The sequence below is a fragment of the Natrinema sp. SYSU A 869 genome, assembly GCF_019879105.1.
Classification (GTDB): Archaea; Halobacteriota; Halobacteria; order Halobacteriales; family Natrialbaceae; genus Natrinema.
Map to the genome: position 1 here is coordinate 700,867 of NZ_CP082249.1, position 19,142 is coordinate 720,008.

Annotated in this window: 17 protein-coding genes and 1 tRNA gene; 7 read left to right on the plus strand and 11 right to left on the minus strand. The window is 63.6% G+C overall.

Features of this window, described 5'->3' with window-relative positions; all coding sequences use genetic code 11:
• Nucleotides 1-74: 74 nt before the first annotated feature.
• Nucleotides 75-875, plus strand: a complete 801-nt coding sequence (locus K6I40_RS11680; RefSeq protein WP_222919160.1) for a hypothetical protein — start codon at nucleotides 75-77, stop codon at nucleotides 873-875.
• A gap of 66 nt (nucleotides 876-941) precedes the next feature.
• Here the strand turns inward: K6I40_RS11680 and K6I40_RS11685 are convergent, their stop codons facing one another.
• On the minus strand, nucleotides 942-1,475 hold the full coding sequence (locus K6I40_RS11685; protein WP_222919161.1) for a hypothetical protein: 534 nt from the start codon (nucleotides 1,473-1,475) through the stop codon (nucleotides 942-944).
• A 140-nt stretch (nucleotides 1,476-1,615) separates the two neighbouring features.
• On the opposite strand from K6I40_RS11685, the gene K6I40_RS11690 reads away from it, so the two are divergent.
• The 3 genes from K6I40_RS11690 (at nucleotide 1,616) to K6I40_RS11700 (ending at nucleotide 5,780) form a co-directional block, all read left to right on the plus strand.
• A complete protein-coding gene (locus tag K6I40_RS11690) occupies nucleotides 1,616-2,068 on the plus strand; it encodes a hypothetical protein (RefSeq protein WP_222919162.1) in 453 nt (150 codons plus the stop codon).
• 58 nt (nucleotides 2,069-2,126) lie between these two features.
• A complete protein-coding gene (locus K6I40_RS11695; protein WP_222919163.1) occupies nucleotides 2,127-5,222 on the plus strand; it encodes a PAS domain S-box protein in 3,096 nt (1,031 codons plus the stop codon).
• Nucleotides 5,223-5,321: 99 nt separating this feature from the next.
• Nucleotides 5,322-5,780 carry a hypothetical protein gene (locus K6I40_RS11700; RefSeq protein WP_222919164.1) on the plus strand — a complete coding sequence of 153 codons (459 nt, stop codon included), beginning with the start codon at nucleotides 5,322-5,324 and terminating at the stop codon, nucleotides 5,778-5,780.
• On the opposite strand, the gene K6I40_RS11705 is transcribed toward K6I40_RS11700, so the two are convergent.
• On the minus strand, nucleotides 5,765-6,433 hold the full coding sequence (locus K6I40_RS11705; RefSeq protein ID WP_222919165.1) for an O-methyltransferase: 669 nt from the start codon (nucleotides 6,431-6,433) through the stop codon (nucleotides 5,765-5,767). The two genes, K6I40_RS11700 and K6I40_RS11705, sit on opposite strands and share 16 nt — an antisense overlap.
• Nucleotides 6,434-6,922: 489 nt before the next feature.
• On the opposite strand from K6I40_RS11705, the gene K6I40_RS11710 reads away from it, so the two are divergent.
• The gene (locus K6I40_RS11710) at nucleotides 6,923-7,369 is read left to right on the plus strand and encodes a dCTP deaminase (protein WP_222920351.1); all 447 of its coding nucleotides are present in this window, start codon (nucleotides 6,923-6,925) and stop codon (nucleotides 7,367-7,369) included.
• 200 nt (nucleotides 7,370-7,569) lie between these two features.
• Here the strand turns inward: K6I40_RS11710 and K6I40_RS11715 are convergent, their stop codons facing one another.
• Nucleotides 7,570-8,370 carry an enoyl-CoA hydratase-related protein gene (locus K6I40_RS11715; protein ID WP_222919166.1) on the minus strand — a complete coding sequence of 267 codons (801 nt, stop codon included), beginning with the start codon at nucleotides 8,368-8,370 and terminating at the stop codon, nucleotides 7,570-7,572.
• Nucleotides 8,370-9,950 (minus strand): long-chain fatty acid--CoA ligase, encoded by a 1,581-nt coding sequence (locus tag K6I40_RS11720; RefSeq protein ID WP_222919167.1) that lies wholly within the window; start codon nucleotides 9,948-9,950, stop codon nucleotides 8,370-8,372. The genes K6I40_RS11715 and K6I40_RS11720 overlap by 1 nt, the downstream gene beginning before the upstream one ends.
• 184 nt (nucleotides 9,951-10,134) lie before the next feature.
• On the opposite strand from K6I40_RS11720, the gene K6I40_RS11725 reads away from it, so the two are divergent.
• Together K6I40_RS11725 and K6I40_RS11730 are read left to right on the plus strand one after the other, a co-directional pair.
• On the plus strand, nucleotides 10,135-10,755 hold the full coding sequence (locus K6I40_RS11725) for a universal stress protein (RefSeq protein ID WP_222919168.1): 621 nt from the start codon (nucleotides 10,135-10,137) through the stop codon (nucleotides 10,753-10,755).
• Nucleotides 10,756-11,604: 849 nt separating this feature from the next.
• A complete protein-coding gene (locus K6I40_RS11730; protein ID WP_222920491.1) occupies nucleotides 11,605-11,775 on the plus strand; it encodes a hypothetical protein in 171 nt (56 codons plus the stop codon).
• 1,022 nt (nucleotides 11,776-12,797) lie between these two features.
• Here the strand turns inward: K6I40_RS11730 and K6I40_RS11735 are convergent.
• From K6I40_RS11735 to K6I40_RS11765, 7 genes are all read right to left on the minus strand, one after another.
• Nucleotides 12,798-12,871 (minus strand) — tRNA-Thr (locus tag K6I40_RS11735).
• A 12-nt stretch (nucleotides 12,872-12,883) separates the two neighbouring features.
• On the minus strand, nucleotides 12,884-13,399 hold the full coding sequence (locus tag K6I40_RS11740; RefSeq protein ID WP_222919169.1) for a GNAT family N-acetyltransferase: 516 nt from the start codon (nucleotides 13,397-13,399) through the stop codon (nucleotides 12,884-12,886).
• The gene (pgk, locus tag K6I40_RS11745; protein ID WP_222919170.1) at nucleotides 13,368-14,591 is read right to left on the minus strand and encodes a phosphoglycerate kinase; all 1,224 of its coding nucleotides are present in this window, start codon (nucleotides 14,589-14,591) and stop codon (nucleotides 13,368-13,370) included. Before pgk ends, K6I40_RS11740 begins: the two co-directional genes overlap by 32 nt.
• Nucleotides 14,592-14,692: 101 nt before the next feature.
• Nucleotides 14,693-15,301, minus strand: coding sequence for a CBS domain-containing protein (locus K6I40_RS11750; RefSeq protein WP_222919171.1), 609 nt, complete (start codon nucleotides 15,299-15,301; stop codon nucleotides 14,693-14,695).
• A gap of 84 nt (nucleotides 15,302-15,385) precedes the next feature.
• The gene (locus tag K6I40_RS11755; RefSeq protein ID WP_222919172.1) at nucleotides 15,386-16,156 is read right to left on the minus strand and encodes a GTP cyclohydrolase III; all 771 of its coding nucleotides are present in this window, start codon (nucleotides 16,154-16,156) and stop codon (nucleotides 15,386-15,388) included.
• A gap of 157 nt (nucleotides 16,157-16,313) precedes the next feature.
• Nucleotides 16,314-16,640, minus strand: coding sequence for a DUF5785 family protein (locus tag K6I40_RS11760; RefSeq protein ID WP_222919173.1), 327 nt, complete (start codon nucleotides 16,638-16,640; stop codon nucleotides 16,314-16,316).
• Nucleotides 16,641-16,672: 32 nt separating this feature from the next.
• Nucleotides 16,673-18,982, minus strand: coding sequence for a PAS domain S-box protein (locus tag K6I40_RS11765; RefSeq protein ID WP_222919174.1), 2,310 nt, complete (start codon nucleotides 18,980-18,982; stop codon nucleotides 16,673-16,675).
• Nucleotides 18,983-19,142 lie beyond the last annotated feature (160 nt).

A 19,142-nucleotide genomic window follows, 5' to 3' on the forward strand; every position in this document is an offset into this window, starting at 1 on the left:
GAGAACGATTGGTTTCATGACTGATTGATACGGACTCAATTACAAAGGACGGACAACACCAACCGGAGTCGTACATGGTTCCACCGTACCCTGCCCAAGCACAGGTTCCCGACTGGCTGCAAGATCCCGTCGCGGAACTGATCACGTTCCTCCCGCGGCTGATCGGCGCACTGGTCATTCTCGCGATCGGGTGGGTCCTCGGCCGCGTCGCAGCTGGCGTCGTCCGACGACTCGCCGATGGCGTCGAACTCGATCGAATGGTCCTCGAGACGCCGCTGGGTCGCATACTCGGCGGCACAGAACGAGCGGTCTCGAACGCGTTCGGGACGTTGGCGAAGTGGTTCGTCTACGGCCTCGCAATCCTGGCGGCCGCGAACGCGCTCGCGATTCCAACGCTGTCGCAGTGGATCTCGGCGGCGGTCTCGTACCTGCCGGCGTTCATCGCAGGACTGCTCGTCATTACCTTCGGGTTCGTCGTCGCCGACTTCATCGGCGATGCCATCGAGCGGACTCGCGCAGCGACTGAGACCGCCTACACCAGTTGGTTCGCCACCGGCGCACGGATGTTCCTGTATTTCACGGCGATCGTCATCGGCCTCGATACGATGGGGATCGACGTCGGCATCCTCTACGTGTTCGCTCGAGCGCTCGCGTGGGGCCTCGGCGCGGCAATCGCCATCGGCGCTGGCGTCGCGTTCGGCTGGGGTGGCAAGGACTACGTCGCCGAAAACATCGACAGCTGGATGAACCGGACGAGCAATGTCGCGCCGAGCGAGGGAGAGTCCGCCGGCGAGCGGTCGCGAAGCAGTGAACGGACCGGCAGCAGTCCGAGTACCGATCGCGAACCCGGACCCGGACCGGGCGACGATGACTAACCCCGGTAACTGATCGCGGTCACGACTGACTGCGAAATCGCACAGACGATACTGACGGCGTGACGATCAGTTGGCTTCGATCTCGGCTGTGGCTCGCTCCGTATTCGGCTCGTCGGTTTCGCTGCGCGGAAACAGCGGCTTGACCGGAACGATTACGTGGGCTCGCACGAGCCGCCCCTCGTTCCGTCGCCACTTTTTCAGGTGTGCGATCGAGTGCGAGCCGTCGTAGCCGTCCTCGATTTGCTCACAGATCTCGTCGAACTCGTCCTCGTTGAACAGTTCGGCCGAGAGCGGGTCCGTCTCGACTGCGACGCTCCCGCGTCGCGCGTAGACATCGAGGCGGCCCTCGAACGCGTACTCGAGATCCTCGATCCAGCCGTGGATCTCGCCGACCGTCGGCTGGTCGGGCGCTGTCGGAAAGGTGATCGACGCTTGATACCGGTCGGGACGCTCCCGAACGTGTCGCTGCCAGAGTCGTCCCAGCCGCCGTGCAGTCCCGGCACCGGGTAATTGTGCTGCGATGTGAGTCGCTCGGTCGGACGCGGCCGAGGCCCGTCGATGGAGAGCCGTCACGGGGTCGGGTCGATCGCGTTCCCTCATTCGTTCTCACGTTCGAGTTGCGGGCACCGGTAATACGTCCTTTGTTGTGCGGACGTGTCCGACCGGCGATCAGTGCACGTGATGTCCGTCGTCGACAGTTCGCGAGAGTTTTGTGCAATGCGTTGCTACCGGAGTACAGAATGCCTCGTACGGCCACCAGCCCCTCGATACCGCTTCTCGCCGGTTCCGTCGCGATCGTCGCGGCCGGCGTCGCGGTTAATACTGGCTTTGACTCCCCGCTTCGAACACTACCGGCGCTCGTGTTGATCGCGCTCGGTGTTGCCGGCGTCACGAGCACTGCGAAAGAGGACGGAACAGCACGGCTCCGACGCACCGCGAAACGATGGTGGATGCTCGCGTTCGGTACCTTTCTCCCCTACGCGCTGGCGACGGCCCCCGACAGCGAATCGGCGGCCGCCGTCGGCGACGCACTCGCCGGACCAGTCATCGGCATCGCACTCGAGTCGATCGCCGGCGCGACCGTTCTCTGTGCAGTGTCGATGACGGTCCTCTATGGCTTCGCCTGGTACGGCATCCATCCGGGCCAACCGACGCCCGAGGAGCGCGTCTTCACCGACGGCGGCGACGAGTAGCGCGCTCAAGGTTGGCGTCGGCGCTGGACTTATCCGTTCGAACGGCCTCCTACTCTCAATGACTGAACGGGCGGAACCAGCGGCGCCAGCCCCCTGGAGCGACGGTAACGATCGGGCGGCGATCCAGTGGTACCGGACGTTCGTCGATACGGTTGCAGACGGGGTTTTCCAGCTCGACGCAGACGATCGCATCGTCGGGGTCGACGACACCCTCCTCGAGCTGACGGGCTACACCCGCGAAGCGCTCCGTGGCGAGCACATCGCAGTCCTCCTCGGTGAGTTCAGTACTGGATCGTTCGTGGGAGGGTCCGCTACCGACGTGACCGAATTCGAGCGATCGATCCGGACAGCCGACGACGCCACGATTCCCTGCGAGCTACGGCTCGGGACGGTCCCCGGCGCTGACGGTCGACGGGGATCGATCGGCGTCGTCACCGAACTCGACCGCGACTCTCGAGCGGCGTCGGGATCCGTGTCAACTCGGCCTCATCCGTTCGGATCGATTACCGGCGTACTTGAGGAGGCCGACGTGGGGGTCTTCGTGCTCGACAGCGAGTTCGACGTCGCGTGGATCAACGACGCCACCGAGCGGTACTTCGGGCTCAACTCGGCGGACGTGGTCGGACAGGACAAACGGACCGTGATCGACGAGACGATCCGCGACCGAGTTGATGATCCGGACGAATTCGTCGACATCCTCAGCGCGGCCTACGACGACAACAGCGACGCCGCGCGGTTCGAGTGCCGCGTGACCCCGGGGGACGACCGCGAGGAACGCTGGCTCGAGCACCGGAGCAAGCCGATCGAATCCGGCCCGTACGCGGGCGGACGGGTCGAACTCTACTACGACGTGACCGAACAGCACCGGCATGCCTACCAGCTCCGACAGCTGAACGAGGCCGTTCGTGAGTGGCTCGGCACCGGAACGCGCGAGGCCGTCGCCGAGCAGGCCTGTCGCCATCTCTCTGATATCCTCGATCTCGAGCTCAACGGCGTCTTTCTCTCCGATTCCGAGCGGACGGCCCTCGAGCCGGTCGCCTGGTCCGAGGCCGCGGCGGCCCTGTTCGACGAACTCCCGACGTTCGCGGCGGGAGAGGGGTTCGCCCGGCGCATCTTCGACTCCGGCGAGCCGGTGATCTCCGACGACGTACCCGTTGATTCGGATAGTTACAACCCCGAGACACCGATCCGAAGCAAGATCGGTCTCCCGATCGGGGACCACGGCGTCGTTATCATCGGATCCGAAGTGCCCGGCGCGTTCGACGAGAGCGATCTCTCGCTCGCAAAAGTCGCCGCGTCGAGTCTCGAGGCGACCTTCGACCGGATCAGCCACGAAGAGACCCTCGAGCGCGAGCGGGCCCAGACCGAGACGCTGCTCCAGACGGCACCGGTCGCGATTTCGGTCGAGGACGCCGACGGTGAGACCGTGCTGGCGAACCGACACGCGCAGACGGCGCTCGGACTTGACGACCGCGACCCGCTCGGCGAGACGGAGCTACTCGCTGAACAGACCGTCGTCGATGTCGACGGCAACCCGGTCGGGCCCGATCGCGGGCCATCAGCCCGTGTCAGGGAGACCGGCGAGCCGGTCTCCGACGAGGTGCTCGTGATCGAGGGGCCGTCGGGCGAACGGATATGGTTCTCCGTCACCGCAGTCCCCGTGTTCGGTGCCGATGGTGAACTCGAGCGGGTCATCTCGGCCGGCGAGGACATCACGGCGCTCAAAGATCACGAGCGCCGCCTCGAGCGACGCAAGCGGGAGCTCGAGACCGAACTGAGCGAGATCCTCGGCCGCGTCTCGGACGCGTTCTACGCGCTCGACGACGACTGGCGGTTCACACACGTCAACGACCGCGCGAAAGAGCTTCTCGGGTACGCGGACGAGGACCTCGTCGGCAAGAACATCTGGGAAACGTTTCCCAGCGGAACGAGATCAGATCTCATCGACCACTATCGGGAAGCCATGGAGACCCAGCAATCCGTTTCGTGGGAACGCTATTCGGACTCGTTGGACATCTGGATGGAAATCCAAGTGTATCCCTCCGAGACGGGACTGTCGGTGTACTTCCACGATGTCACCGATCGGAAGCGACGCGAGCGACACCTCGAGCAGTACGAACGGATCATCGAGACCATCGAGGACGGCATCTACACCCTCGACGAGGACGGGCGATTCACGATGGTCAACGACGCGTACGTCTCCCTCACCGGCTACGACCGTGAGGAGTTACTCGGAAGCCACGGTTCACTCATCGTCGACGAACGAGTAATGGAACTCACCCGACAGGTCGCCGACGACGAGGGCGACAAGCCGACGATAGAGACGGATATCGAGACGAAATCCGGCGCACGAGTCCCGGTAGAGGCGACGGTAACGTCGATTACGACCGCGGACACCGGTTGCGAACGGATCAGCGTCGTTCGGGATGTCACCGAGCGACAGGAACGACAGCGCCGGCTCGAGGAATCGAACGAGCGCTTAGAACAGTTCGCCTACGCCGCCTCGCACGACCTTCAGGAACCCCTGCGGATGATTACCAGCTACCTCCAGTTGATCGAGGATCGATACGCCGACGACCTCGACGAGGACGGCCAGGAGTTCATCGACTACGCCGTCGACGGGGCTGAGCGCATGCGGGAGATGATCGACGGCCTCCTCGAGTACTCCCGGGTCGAAACGCAGGGCGAGCCCTTCGAACCGGTCGATCTCGATGCGATCCTCGCAGACGTTCGCGAGGACCTCCAGTTCTGTATCGACGAACGGGACGCCGAGATCACGGCGGACGACCTGCCCCGTGTCGTGGGCGATGCGAGCCAGCTCCGGCAGGTGTTCCAGAACTTGCTCTCGAACGCGATCGAATACAGCGGCGACGAGCCACCGCGGATTCACATCAGCGTCGAGCGTGCCGGCCGGAACTGGGAGCTCACAGTCCGCGACGAGGGGATCGGCATCGAACCCGACGACCAGGATCGAATCTTCCAGGTGTTCCAGCGCCTCCATAGCCGCGAGGACCACGCTGGGACTGGAATCGGGCTTGCGCTCTGTCATCGGATCGTCGAGCGCCACGGCGGCGAGATCCGAGTCGACTCCGACCCGGGCGAGGGGGCGGCGTTCTCGTTTACCCTCCCGGCCGTCGATACGGGCGCGGACTGAGACGCAGACAGGGACGGATCCGACTCGAGCGGGCGGTCCGAAACGCCTGCAGTCAGCCAACAGCTATATATCCGGCCGCCTACTCAACCCGGCAAAGCGGTGCACGACGTGATTCCGACAACACGCGGCTCGGATCGATCCCTGCTCGCTGCCTCGCTCGTCTGCTTCGCCGTCGCCGGCGTCACGAACATCGCCGCCGACGGAATCGGCTTCACACTCGGAGCGACAGGGCTCGCCATCGGCGGCGTCTACTGTCTCGCTCGCGACGCTCAGTCCGTCACTCGGCGGACCCTCGCTTGGACCGCGCTGGGGCTGTGGCTCCCGTTTCTCGGGGTTGCAGGGAGTCACGCCATCGGCCTCGAGACGATCGGCTCGATCGCGCCGGGGCCGACACGGGTGACGGTCGCCGGACTCACTGCAATCACGTGGGCGACGCTGCTGGCCGCGGCCGGGACGACGATCTTCCTCGGCTTTCGTGAGTACGGGTCCGCGGCTCCCGCTGAGGAGCCCGACGAACAGGTGTTCGACGGTGAGACAACCGACTACCCGACGCGATAACTCACCGCGATTCCCTCGCCGAGGGGCACGGCGATCGTCTCGAAGGCCGGATCGGCACGGACCATCTCGAGATAGTCGATGACCCCCTGCGTGTGTTCGTTGACGTCCGTTGGGGCACCGTCCTCGGCCCACTCGAGCAGGTCGTCGAACTCGACGACGCTGGCCGTGATCGGGTTGTCAGCGATGACGACACCGCCGACGGGGACCTTCGAGCGGACCGCCTCGAACGCGTCCGCGTATCGGCTCTTCTGATGGTCGATCAGTACGACATCGAACGGGCCGTCGTAGCGGTCGATCGTCGCCATCGCGTCGCCGAGTTCGTACCGCGTAATATCGTTGTAGCCGCCCGCAGCCATGTACTCGCGGGCGAGCTCGAGTTCGTCTTCGTCGACCTCTGTGAGGACGATCTCGCCGTCGTCGGGGAGCACGTCGGCGAACCAGTAGGCCGAGTAGCCGTAGCCCGATCCGAACTCGAAGACGCGCTCGGCGTCGTTCAGGCGGGCGACGAACCGGAGGAACGCGCCGACATCGGGGCCGACGTGGGGGAACCCCTTGGCGGCAGCGTACTCGTCCATCTCGATCAGCGTCTCGTCGGGATCCGGGCCGACCGCGCGAACGAAGCGAGCGATCTCGTCGGTAAGAACGTCGGTCATACGTACACATACGGTCGCCAGCCCATAGGGTTCAGGGAGGCCAGATCGGGACCGATCTGGACTTCCGACGGCGGTCCCGGCGTCGGCTCTCAGCGGTTCCGGCTCACCGGGAACGAAACGCGGTCGGGATGCTCGGTGAATCACTCGAGGACGTACTCGTAGCGGTCGTTTTTCACCCACTGGCCACGTCCGGATGGACGAGATAGCGGAGCCGAAGTCGACCCAGGACTCCTATTGGACGATGGTGACCAACGGCCTGTTGCGTACCTCGAGTTCGCCCGGCGTCTCCGCCACGCGTTCGCGGTAGCAGGCGATGTTCTGGGCCATGCGCTCGCCCAGGTAGTGGCTTCTCTATTCATTCGAGCGGCTTTCTATGCGCTGGTGAAAACGATTGTGCTCAGCTCCGTCGGCGGAACGGTGACGGGCGGCCGTCATCCACCGTCGCTGACAGTACCATTTTTCACGCTCGGAACCGTCGTCTCGCCCGAGATGTCCGCCGACCATCCCCTCGCCGAATCCGTCGACAACCTGGTGTATGAACCGATACAGGTCTCCGACCACGGGATCGATCTGACGGTCAGTGCCATTTACGAGGTGGCCGCTCCCGGCCGTCTCGACTTCGGCGGCGACGAACTCGAGGATGCCGACCTCGAGCCCGTCCCGACGGAACTCGAGACCCCCCACGACGAGTTCGGCTGGTGGCACCTCGACGGTGGCCAGTACGTCATCCAGCACAACGAGTTCCTGACTGACCTCGCGGAGCCGGCACAGCTCCAGCCCCGCAACGAACTGCTGGCTCGCGGCGGCTCCCATCCGTCGATGCAGGTGCGAGACCACCTGCCGTTGATCCCGCTTTCGGTGGCCGATGGGGGCCTCAAGATCAAGGAGAACGCGCGGGTATCGACGTTAGTGCCGATCGGAACTGATCCGCAGTAATCACTCGCCGATCGGATCGGTTCAGGAAGCGAACGGTCGTTCACCGGTCCCGGCTCTCGGCCGAGAGCTACCGGTTTGTTTCGAAGTGGGGGTCGGAGAGCTGATCGACGAGCCTGTTTGTGCCTCACGCGCGACGAGTGGTGGCCGCGATCTCGGGCTCGAGCGACACTCAAACGGCGGGAAAACGAATACTGTGACCGCTAACGGCCTTCGTATTCGGGATCGCGGTCCTCGAAGAAGGCGTCGACGCCCTCCTCGTGATCCGCGGTCTCGAAGACGATCCCCTGTGCCGTCGCCTCGTCGGTCAGGGCCTGCTCAAGCGATTTCTCTAAGCCCTCGCCGACGAGTCGGTTGGCGTGACGGAGCGCGATCGGCGGCCCGGAGACGATCTTCCCGACGAATTTCTCGACCCGCTCGTCGAGTTCGTCGTTCCCGTAGACGTGGTTGACGAGGCCGAGATCCTGGGCGCGATCGGCACCGATGATATCGCCGGTGAGGACGAGTTCCTTCGCGACGTTCTCGCCGACGACCCGGGGCAGCAGGTAGGAGGTACCTGCGTCGACGCTCAAGCCGACCTGGCGGAAGACGAACCCGAAAACGGCGTCCTCGCTGGCGAGTTGCATGTCACAGGCCAGTGCGAGGTTCGCGCCGGCACCGACGGCGGGACCGTCGACCAGCGCGACCGTCGGCACCGGGAACTCGATCAGCGTCCGCATCAGTTCGTTCGTCGAGCGCTCGAGCGAGCGGACCCGCTCGTCGGCGGGCACCTCGTTCTCGATCCCCTCGACCATCGACTCGATGTCGCCACCGGCCGAGAACGCGCCGCCCGATCCCTCGAGGACGACACAGCGCGCGTCGCTGTCCTCGATCTCCTCGAGTGCCTCGGAGAGACCCTCGCTGATCCCTTCCGAGAGGGCATTGCGTCGATCCGGCTGATTGAGCGTGATCGTCGCGACCCCCTCGTCGTCGATCTCGAGGAGGACTGCATCGCCGAGTGCCATTATTCGGCCTCCGCGTCGTCTTCGTCCTGTTCGCGGAGCTTGAACTTCTGGACCTTGCCGGTCGTCGTCCGCGGGAGTTCCTGAACGAACTCGACCTCACGCGGGTGTTTGTACTCCGCGAGGTTGGTCAGGCAGTACTCCTTGAGTTCGTCTTCCGTGACGTCGCCGTCCGGCGTGCGGACGACGAACGCTTTGACAGTCTCCCCGCGGCGTTCGTCGGGGATGCCCGCGACTGCGGCGTCGGCGACGTCGGGGTGTTCGAAGAGCAGTTCCTCGACTTCCCGCGGATAGACGTTGTAGCCGCCGGTGACGATCATGTGCTTCTCCCGGTCGACGACGTAGAAGAAGCCGTCCTCGTCGTGATAGCCGATGTCGCCAGTGTGGAACCACCGCCGGCCGCCCGCTTCGGTGAACGCCTCCTCGTTGGCCTCGGGCAGGCCGTAGTAGCCCTTCATGACGTTCGGCCCGGCAACAACGATCTCCCCGGTGATGTCATGGAGGTCGGCCTCCTCCTCGTCGACCGGTCCTTCCTCGACCGGCAGGATTTCTCCGAAGTCGTCATCCACGACCTTCGAGTCGACGCCGGGAACGGTCTTACCGATACTCCCGACGCGGCGTCCGTCGATCGGGCTGTTGAAGTGGGTGATCGGGCTGGTCTCGGTCAGTCCGTATCCCTCGTAAATTTTCGGCTCGTAGAGCTCCTCGAACTGGCGCAGGACCTCGACCGGAATGCCGGAGCCGCCGACGCCACAGAGCCGCAGCGACGACATATCGAACTCCTCAGCGTTCGGCTGGTTGATGACGTCGTTGTACATCGCCGGCACGCCGTGCATGATCGTCAGCTCCTCGTCCTCGATGAGCGAGACGGCATCCTGTGCGTCCCACGAGGCCATCGGGTAGTACGCAGCGCCGTTGAACAGCGCCGTGTTCATCACGACGGTCATCCCATAGATGTGGAACAGCGGGAGGACGCCGAGCTGTTTGTCGTCCGGCCGAATTCCGTCGGGAACGAGTTCCGACGCCGCGTTCGCGTTCGACGCGAGGTTCCCGTGAGTGAGCTGGACGCCCTTCGGCTGGCCGGTCGTCCCCGACGTGTACGGCTGGACCGCGTCGTCGTCATCGTCACGCTCGGCGATTCCGGGATCGCCCGGCTCGAGGAACTCCTCGAGCGTACTCGCGCCCTCGGCCTCGCCACCGATGCTGACCACGTGTTCGACATCGGTCTCGTCTTGGACCTCCGTGACGAAGGGAACGAGATCGGCGAGCGCGACGACGACCTTTGCCCCGCTGTCGGCGAGCAGATGGCTGATTTCACGGGCCTTATACTGGGGATTCATCGGGACGACGACCCCCCCGGCCCGAAGCGTCCCGTGGAAGGCGATCAGGAAGGGCGGCACGTTCGGCAGATAAAGCGCGACGCGGTCGTCCTCGCCGAGCCCCCGTTCCTCGAGTGCGGTCGCGAAGGCACCCGTCTGCCCCCAGAACTCCTCGTAGCTCGTTTCGGACCCCTGGAAACCGATCGCGGTATTGTCGCCGTGTTCCTCAACGGCGTCCGCGACGTTAGTGACAAGATTTGTCATAGTCCATGCGGTACGTTCGCGCGTATCGTAAAAAAGATTTACATCGTTCGGGGAGGACGCCGGGATTCCTTTCCATTGATAAGTGGTGTGATAGCTCCCGAGAAGCGGACAACCGCGACACGACTCGCGATGGATCGGTCGCGACTGGAGGGTATTTACGACCGTATTCCTAACTGTGCGTATCATGTATCAGGATATCCTCGTTCCGACAGACGGGAGCGACGGAACCCGTCGATCGATCGCGCACGGGTTGACGATCGCGGATCGCTTCGATGCGACGGTCCACGCACTGTCGATCGTTCCGGAAGGACCGCTCGGGACGCTTCAGACCGACGAAGCGATTCCGGCCGCCGAGCGAGCGGTCGAGCGGGTCGAAGCCGAAGCGACCCGGGAGGGCGTCGACGCCGTGACGGCCGTCGAACGGGGTGTCCCCCATGAGGAAATCCTCGAGTACGCCGACGAACACGGCATCGATCTGATCGTCATGGGGACGCAGGGCCGGACCGGGCTCGATCGGGTGCTGGTCGGCAGCGTCACGGAGCGGATCGTCCGAATGGCTGACGTGCCGGTCGTGACCGTCCGCCTGAACGACAAGATCCGGATCGAAGACGCGGACGAAGCCGCACGAATCGCCAGAAAGACGGCCGAACAGGAGGGGTACGGTGACGTGACCGTTCGCGAGGATCCCCACCGAACCAGCGCCTCGTGGATCATCCCGATTGAGACCGATTCGGGACCGCTTCACGTCCACGTCGACGCCCTGACGAGCGAGGCCCGCGTCGCGAAAGGATCCGAAACCGAATAGAGATCGACGGCACTCGATCGCGTCGGCGGAGCCGAGTAGTTTGTCCGATGGGAGTAAGCGGAACCAACAGCAGGTACGGACTGCCGTCGCCGTTCTGGGGACGCCTACACGGAATGGTCTCGTTTCTCCACAAAACAGTAGCACTCCTTTTTGCTTACATTCTGATTTGCGAACACGAATGAGGGAGACACTGTGAACCGACGGACGCTACTGCGAGGGACCGCGGCGAGTGGTCTCGTACCTATCACATACAGCCGCGCCCGATCCCAGTCCGACGAGTCGGCGGCGGTCCGGATTGCGGACGCGTCCGGCCCGGTCGATTGTTCGTCGCTATCGGATCTGGGATTTCGTCTCCCGTCGGTCTGTCGCCGGTTTTTCCGGGCACTGCGATCGCCGCCGCGACTCCCATAGAAACGATGTATCGTCCGGACGCCTGAAGTTCGATCTGCGACGGACTAGTCGGGTCAGCCAATCATTCACGGAGAAACACCATCCGCTGCTCGTGGAACGACTGCCCGCGGGGGCGGTAGGTGGTGGTTTCGAGTGCACCCCGCGGACAGTTACACGGGAACGATCCGTAATCATAAACCTACCCACATCGGCTCTCGACGCCTCCATCGACGCCCGACGCTGTTCAGTCGACGCGATCCCGCCGGTGCTCACGACTGAGCATGAGCTACATCGCCATCCTCGCAGTCGTCTCTCGGAATAGCCGAATCGATTCTTACACTAATCGCGCGACTGCTTTGCGATCAGATGTGTACTGGCTATCAGTGGCGACGATAGTTTCGGTTGATATGACAACTCAGCTATGAATACCTTTTAGTGATCACTATCATATGGTAACGTATGTCAAGCAAGGAGGGCGAGCGATTGATCATCAGCGGGGAAGCGATGGGATCGAAACGACTCACACGCTTTTTACACTCGTTCGACTCACCCGAGCCGGTGGCTCTGGTGTTGATCGCATTGCTGCTGTTCGTCGTCGTTGTCACGGGGAATCTACTCGGGTTCTGGTGAGGACGTGGCGGCCGACCCGTGAACTATAGTAGCTACTGAAAGTCACTACACACCTGATCGCATGACAGCTGTGCGATCAGCGTGTAAATCGTTTCAGTGGCTACTATATCCGCCGAGAACGACCACTCGAGACCGCCAGTGTCTCGGTCGGACTGCCTCGAATGCGGATGAACGGTTACAAACAGCAACGGACCCGATTACTGCCGATCGACACCAGATCGGGATCAGCGACGACCGACAGCAGCGATTCCGACCACTCACCCAGCGTAACAACTAGCCAACAAGTTTATGACAACCAGGTACTACATAACTGATGGCGAGGAACTGATTCAGTCGTTGCCCCCCTGACAGAATCTGTCCATCCGAGACGGACGGTCCTCGCCCTCCGAGATCGGTCCAGCGCCAAGTCAATAGCCATATTGTCTTCCGATCTCGGATTCCACCCACCCCTGCCATCCCCATCACAGGGTTGGGACTTCAACACCGGCCTCTGGCCGGCGCTTCTCGAGCCGACAACTCGAATCAGCTATCAGGCCCTTACTGACCGATACGGTCGCGTGCGACGGACCATACCCACCTCGCTGCCGCACCCTATCGACTCCGACCTCGAGCGCGCTATACGCGTCCCGCACTCGAGTTCATCGAGCCGTCAGATATGAGCTGTCAGAGTATCCGTCTGTTCAGTCACCGCTAATGGTTGGTACAACCGTTAATTTATATACTATTAATACGATATCTGCCTATGGGGATATTCGAATGACAGATCGATCTGGGGGCGGGAGGACGTATCCAAAAGGCCACTGTCAACAGTGTGGCGAGCCGTTACGGCTCAGCCCGTGTCTCAACTGCGGCTGGTCGAAACGCATGGACCGCAAACGGTAATCGGAGTCTGCCGTCCGCGACAGCGTCGTCCGCAGTCCATCGGTGATCGCCTGGGGGTACCCTGAGACTGGAGCCCCGGCCACGTCTCGCTGGCTGCGATCTCGAATGGCTGCTGCTCACGAATTTGTTCGCAGTAGCCAAGCCAGGGCGGGGATTTGAACCCCGGAAGTCTCGATTACAAGTCGAGTGCATGAACCGCCCATGCTCCCCTGGCGCAGTCTGTGGGTTAGCCGTCCTCCTTTGAATGTGTATCGTTTTCGTCCCGGTCTTCGAGTGACCGACCCATCGTCACCCGAAACTCATCGTACCCCTTGCGACGGTAAAACTGTTGGGCGGATTCGTTATCGGCCATCACCTCGAGCAACATCGTGTCAGCGCCCCGCTGAACGAGTGAGTCCTCGGCTGCCTCGAGCAACGCCGTGCCGATCCCGCGGTTCCGATAGGCGGGCTCGACGTAGATATTCGAGAGCAGGCCGCGGGTGGTGTCGAGTTCGAGGGTGCCGCGTTCGATCGAGACCGAGGCGAAGCCGATGATCGCGCCGTCAAGGCGTGCGACGAGCAGGCCGTCGTTGACCAGGTAGGCCCCGAGCGTCTCTCGCATGGCCTCGCGGTTCGCCTCGGGGCGGACCGCCGAATCGTGTCGGCGCTGGTCAGTGGCGAGCCGGACCCAGAGCTCGGCGAGGGTGTCGAGATCGGCTCGAGACGCGGATTCAATCGTCGGCTGCGGGTCGTTGTGGGGCATTCTTGAGTGCGGTCACGGCAGGAAGCGATTCGGCGGTGAGCATTCGCAACGCGGCCCCGCCGCCGGTACTGATGTGGGAGAACTCGTCGATACCGAGTTTGCGCAGTGCGGAGGCCGTGTCACCGCCGCCGACGATACTCGTTGGAATGTCGGTGGCAGCGCCGTAGAGCTGTCGGGTGCCCGTTTGGAATCGGTCGTCCTCGAAGACGCCGGCCGGCCCGTTGAGGATGACCGTCTCCGCATCCATGAGGATCCGCCGGTAGTAGTTCAGCGTCGATTCGCCGATGTCCATCGCGGACTCCCCGTCGCCGGGGGGCAAGGCGTTGACGCCGAGTTCGTGGCGCTGACCGTCCCGTGCGACGGCGACATCTCGCGGGAGCGCGATCCGGTCGCCATGGGCGTCGAGCAGGTCTGCGGCGCGGTCGATCTCGTCCCAGTAGCCTTGATCGTAGATGAAATCGGAGCTGGCATCGCCGAGATCGACGCCGTCCGCGATGAGGAAGACGTTGCCGACGACGCCCGCGGTGAGGACGTGGTCGGCCAGCCCCTTCTCGAGGACGGACCAGGCGACGTCGATCGAGTCGGGCACTTTCGCGCCGCCGAGGACGTAGACGCGGGGGTGGCCGGTCTCCTCGATCGATCCCAGCACCTCGAGTTCGGACTCCATCACGCGGCCGGCGTAGCTGGGAAGCACCGTCGGGAGACCGACGAGCGAGGGCTGTGAGCGGTGGGCCGCGGCGAAGGCATCGTTGACGTAGGCGTCCAGCACCGGCTCGAGGCCCTCGACGAGGTGGGTCCGAGCGGCCCGTTCGGGGTCGAACTCCATGTACTCCTCGCTGTAGAAGCGGGTGTTCTCGAGGACGACGCAGTCGCCGTCAGAGAGACCCCTGACGGCCTCGCGGGCGGCGTCGGTGAAGGTCGCATCGACGTAGTCGACGGGCTGGCCAAGCAGTTTCGCGAGGCGATCGGCGTGGGATGCGAGCGAGACGAAGTCGTCGCCGCCGGGTCGACCCTGATGAGCGAGGACGGCGACCTGACCGCCGTGCTCGAGCAGTTCCGAGAGGGTGTCGACGTGTGCGCGCAGTCGGGCGTCGTCTGCGAGCGTGTCATCATCGTCGATCGGACTATTGACGTCGACGCGAACACCGACGGTAGTCCCTTCGACGTCCAGGTCGTCGAGGGTCTCGATCATTATCGACCTGTCCACCGCGCCACCCGAAAGGTCTTTCTATCGGAGAGATACGGATCGGGAGCCGCTGATACGGGCCTACCGGTGGAGGGGCCGGCTACCGATCACACCGTCCGGCAGTCCGCACAGACCAGTTGGCCGTTGGCGTCCCAGAGCGAGTCAGCGAGCGAGCCACAGGCCTCACAGACGCCCTGGGTCGTGTATTCGTCGCCGCCGTTGGGACGCAGCGGCGCGTCGCTCTCCTCAGTCGCGCGTGCGGGTCCGGGTTCGACGACCGCTCGATCGCGGTCGACCGGCGGCTCGCTCGAGCGGGCCGGGGTCATCGTTGCCTGGAACGAGCCCGCGGCAGCGATGACGTCTCGCTGGGTAATCAGGCCGGCGACGCCGTCATCATCTTCGACGACGACGTTGCGGATGTTCTGGCGGGCCATCGTAGTCGCGACGTCGGTGAGCGACCGATTGGGACCGACCGTGATGACCGGCGTCGTCATCACGTCGCCGATGGTGGTCTCGGCCGGATCGAGATCGTCGGCGACGAGCCCAAGCACGTCCCACTCGGTCATGATACCGACCGGCTTCGCGCCGCGAACGACTAGTGCGCAACTCGTCCGTTCCTCACGCATGAGTCGAACGACCTCGCGGACGGTGTCAGACTCGCTGACGCCGACGTAATCAGACGTCAAGACATCTCTGACGGACAGTTCCGATTCCATGTGTGAATGGTACCCACGAACGGGCTAAAAGGTACCCCCGTCACACTTAAGCAAACCGGCGGCGAAGTTCTCTCCCTTCGGGTTTCAGGCCGTCTCCCACTCGAGTTCGACCCGGGACCCGTCCGCCCGGCAGGTCTCGAGTGCGTGTTTCGCCTCGAAGCCGGCCTCGTGGGCGCTCTTCCCGCGGCCGACGCCGACCTGCATCCCGACGTCGACGGCCTCCTCGACGTGGGCGACGGCCTCCTCGTAGTCGCCTTTCGCGAGGTCGGGACAGACGACGATGACGTTGTCGCCGCCGACGAAAAAGGAGAGACTGTCGTGGGCGTAGCGCATGTGTCGCATGAGTTCGGCATACCCCTGCTCGATCTCGATGAAGGTGTCGAAGGCGTTGAGTTCGTCCGTGTAGTTGCCGGTCGCGTTGATCACGTCGAAGTGTGCGATCTGGATGTCCTCGTCGGCCCGGTAGTCGTCCTCAATGACTCGGCCCTTGAGACACTCGCGTCGGTTTTCGTCCTGTGCGCTGCCGGCATCCTGTAGGCGTTCGGTCGCGTCGGACAGCGCTTGAACCGGACTCGTGCCGGTCGCGACGCCGAGGCTCAGGCTGACGGGATAGCGGTTGCCGACCGATTCCTGTAGCAGTGCGTGGTCTTCGAGCGAGCAGCCGTTCGTGACGGCGATCATGTTGTCGAAGCGAGTGAAGAAGACGTAGCCGCCGCGATTGCCCACGAACTGAGAGATATCGGCGAACAGTCGGGACTGCATGGTCTGAAGGTCGGCCTCCCGACGCGGCTCCGGCGTCACGGTCCACGGCCCGTAGTTGTCGATCTGAACGAGCGTTACCTGCGTGTTAGTCACTGTAGGCGATCATTTCGAACGCCGTCGTATAAGTGATACGTAATCCAGATTCGTGATGCGGCTCGGACGCGTCCCTCATACGGTCTCCTGTAAGTCATTGCCGGCGCAACCCCGTCCGCTCTGGGGTTGCGCCGGTAAATCGTTACAGTAATCCGTATCAGGCGTGTTTCTTCTCGGGATTCTCGCCCTGCGGGTGGTACTTCCAGAAGTTACCAGCGCGCATCGCATCGCCGACGGCCTTGTGCATGTCGAGCATCGTCTCGAACTCCTCGGGTTCGACGTACTCGAAGATCTCGCTCAGCGGGACGACCGTCTCGTAGTTGATCCGGATCGGGTAGTCGCCGTACTCCTCGACGAACTCGTCGCGGTCCATCGGGTAGTCCTCCTCCTCGTCGACTTTGTCCGCGATGATCCGCATGTCGAACTTGCGCATCCCCTCGCTGCCCTCCTCGCCGTCGGGATCGACCGGCCAGTTGCTGCTCATACCCGGACGTGTGTAGGGGTCCCGCAAAAGGATTACTCCTCGTCGCCGCCGGTCCGCGGTCGGTCGACCAGGTCAACGCCGGTCAGTTCGAACCGTGCCCCGCCGTTGTCCCCCTCGGTGACGGTCACCGTCCAGCCGTGGGCCTCGGCGATCCGCTCGACGATCGCGAGCCCGAGACCGGTCCCGGCCCCGTCGCTCGAGTAGCCGCTCTCGAACACCTCGTCGCGCTCGTCGGCCGGGATGCCGGAGCCGTCGTCCGCGACGAAGAAGCCGTTGCCGTCCGCGTCGTCGAGTTCGCCGACGGTGAGCGTCAGGTCGGTATCGTCATGTTCGACGGCGTCCTGACGAGCCTGCGAGTCAGGGCTCGTCGAGCCATGCTCGACGGCGTCCCGCTGAGATCCCGAAGCGGGGCTCGTGGAACCGTGTTCCACGGAATTACTGATGAGGTTCTCGAGGAGTTGCGTGAGCCGCGCCCGGTCGGCTTGGACGACGGCGTCCGTCTCGATCTCTAGTGCAGCGGCGGCCGTCTCGACGTGCCGCCAGCAGTCCTCGGTAAGGGTCGCGAGATCGACGGGTTCGGTGTTGGGGTCCGGATCCCGCTCACGTGCAACCGTCAAGAGGTTCTCAATCAGGACCGCCATTCGGTCGTGGGCCCACGCGACGGCCTCGAGATCCTCGTCGGTACAGTCATCGGTCTCGCGGGCCTGTTCGAGGTGGCCCTGTGCGACGTTCAGTGGGTTTCGGAGGTCGTGGGAGACGATCCCGGCGAATCGATTGAGGCGTTCGTTCTGTGCCGTCAGTTCTCGCTCGCGGGCTTTGCGGTCGGAAATATTGCGCAAGACGCCGACGGTCCCGCTGAAGTGACCGTCCTCGTCCGTCGGCAGGGCCGCGATATGGTTCTCGTTCGGGTGGCGTTCGCCGTCTTTCGTGATCGTCTCCATTTCGAACGACACGTGCTCGCGGTCGTCGTCGCACAACAGTGCCTCGATTTCCGATTCGGCGGTGTCGATATCGTCGTCGTCCATGATGATCGAGACGTGTTCGCCGACCATCTCTTCGGGCTCGTACCCCGTCGTCGTTTCCTCGGCGTTGATCGGAGGGACGACCTCGGTGAGATAGCCGTCGGCGTCCAACGTGTACACCTCGTCGGGAATCGTCTCGAGGATCGTCTCGTAGCGCTCGAGTTCACGTTCGCGCGCTTTGCGCTCGGTGATGTTGCGAACGACGCCGGCGACGCCCCGGTATCGGCCGTTCTCGAGGGGTAACAGCGAGAGGTGGTCCTCACAGCGGATCCGCTCGCCGTCGCTCGTTTCGACGGTGATCTCGTACGTCCGCTGGCGCTCGCTGTCGTCCGAGAGCAGAGATGTGATGCACGCTTCTCCGCCTTCTACGGACGGCTCATCGAGGAGAAATGAGACGTGCTTGCCGACGATATCGCTCTTCTCGTAGCCGGTCATCTCGGCGTAGGCGTCGTTGACGAACGCGTATCGCCCCGCGGAATCGACCGTGTAGACGGGGTCCCCGAGGGCGTCGATGATCGTCTCGTAGCGCTCGAGGTCGCGTTCGCGTTCCTTGCGGTCCGTCATCTCTCGAACCGTACAGATGAGGTCGCCGTTGCCGGTCGTCGACAGCGAGTGGGCCTCGACGAATGTACTGCCGTCCGCCCGCAGGCCGGTCGTCTCGCCGTACCAGTCGCCCTCAGCCATCACCGTCGGAATGATTTCGTCGCGGACGGTCTCGATATCCTCGTCCGGGTAGAGTAGACCCCAGTGTTCGCCGATCAGTTCCGCCGGCTCGTAGCCGTAGAGGTCGGCGTAGGACTGATTCACGTAGACGAATTGGCCCGCATCGTCGAGTAGGCTGATGCCTTCCCGTGCGGTTTCGACGGCGCGGAGCTGGCGCTCGCATTGCGAGTGATCGCGGGCCGTCTCGATGGCCCCGATGATCCCGTCTCTCAGTCTCGCGGACCCGCTACTCCCGTCGTCTTTCGGGACGTAGTCCGTCACCCCGGCTCCGATCGCCTCGCTCGCGAGGGCTTCCGAGCCCGAATCGGTGTACAGGACGAACGGCACCTCCTCGTGGGTCGCTCGGACGGCATCGAAAAACGCCAGTCCGTCCATCTCGGGGAGTTCGTACTCCGAGACGAGACAGTCGATCTCGGTGTGCTCGAGGCGATCGAGTCCGTCGCTCGCGCTGGTCACACTGAGCGTTTCGATGGGGACCTCAGCTCGCTCGAGGCACTCGGCGGTTGCGGCCGTCCACGTCGGGTCGGTGTCCACGTGGAGGACGCGAATCGGGTCCATTGAGACGCCCCGACGCGGGGATTCGTCTCGAATGTTCATGAACTGTTTCTCGGGACGATGGGGATATAGATTGGGGCCACTCACGAACCGCTTTCGGCGGCCGTTAAGCCCTGTCTGTCGAAATTCCTGATTATCGGTTGTGGATATTTATGGTGGAGAATTGCGATCGATCGGAGCGCCGTCCCCGGAATCGGTGTCC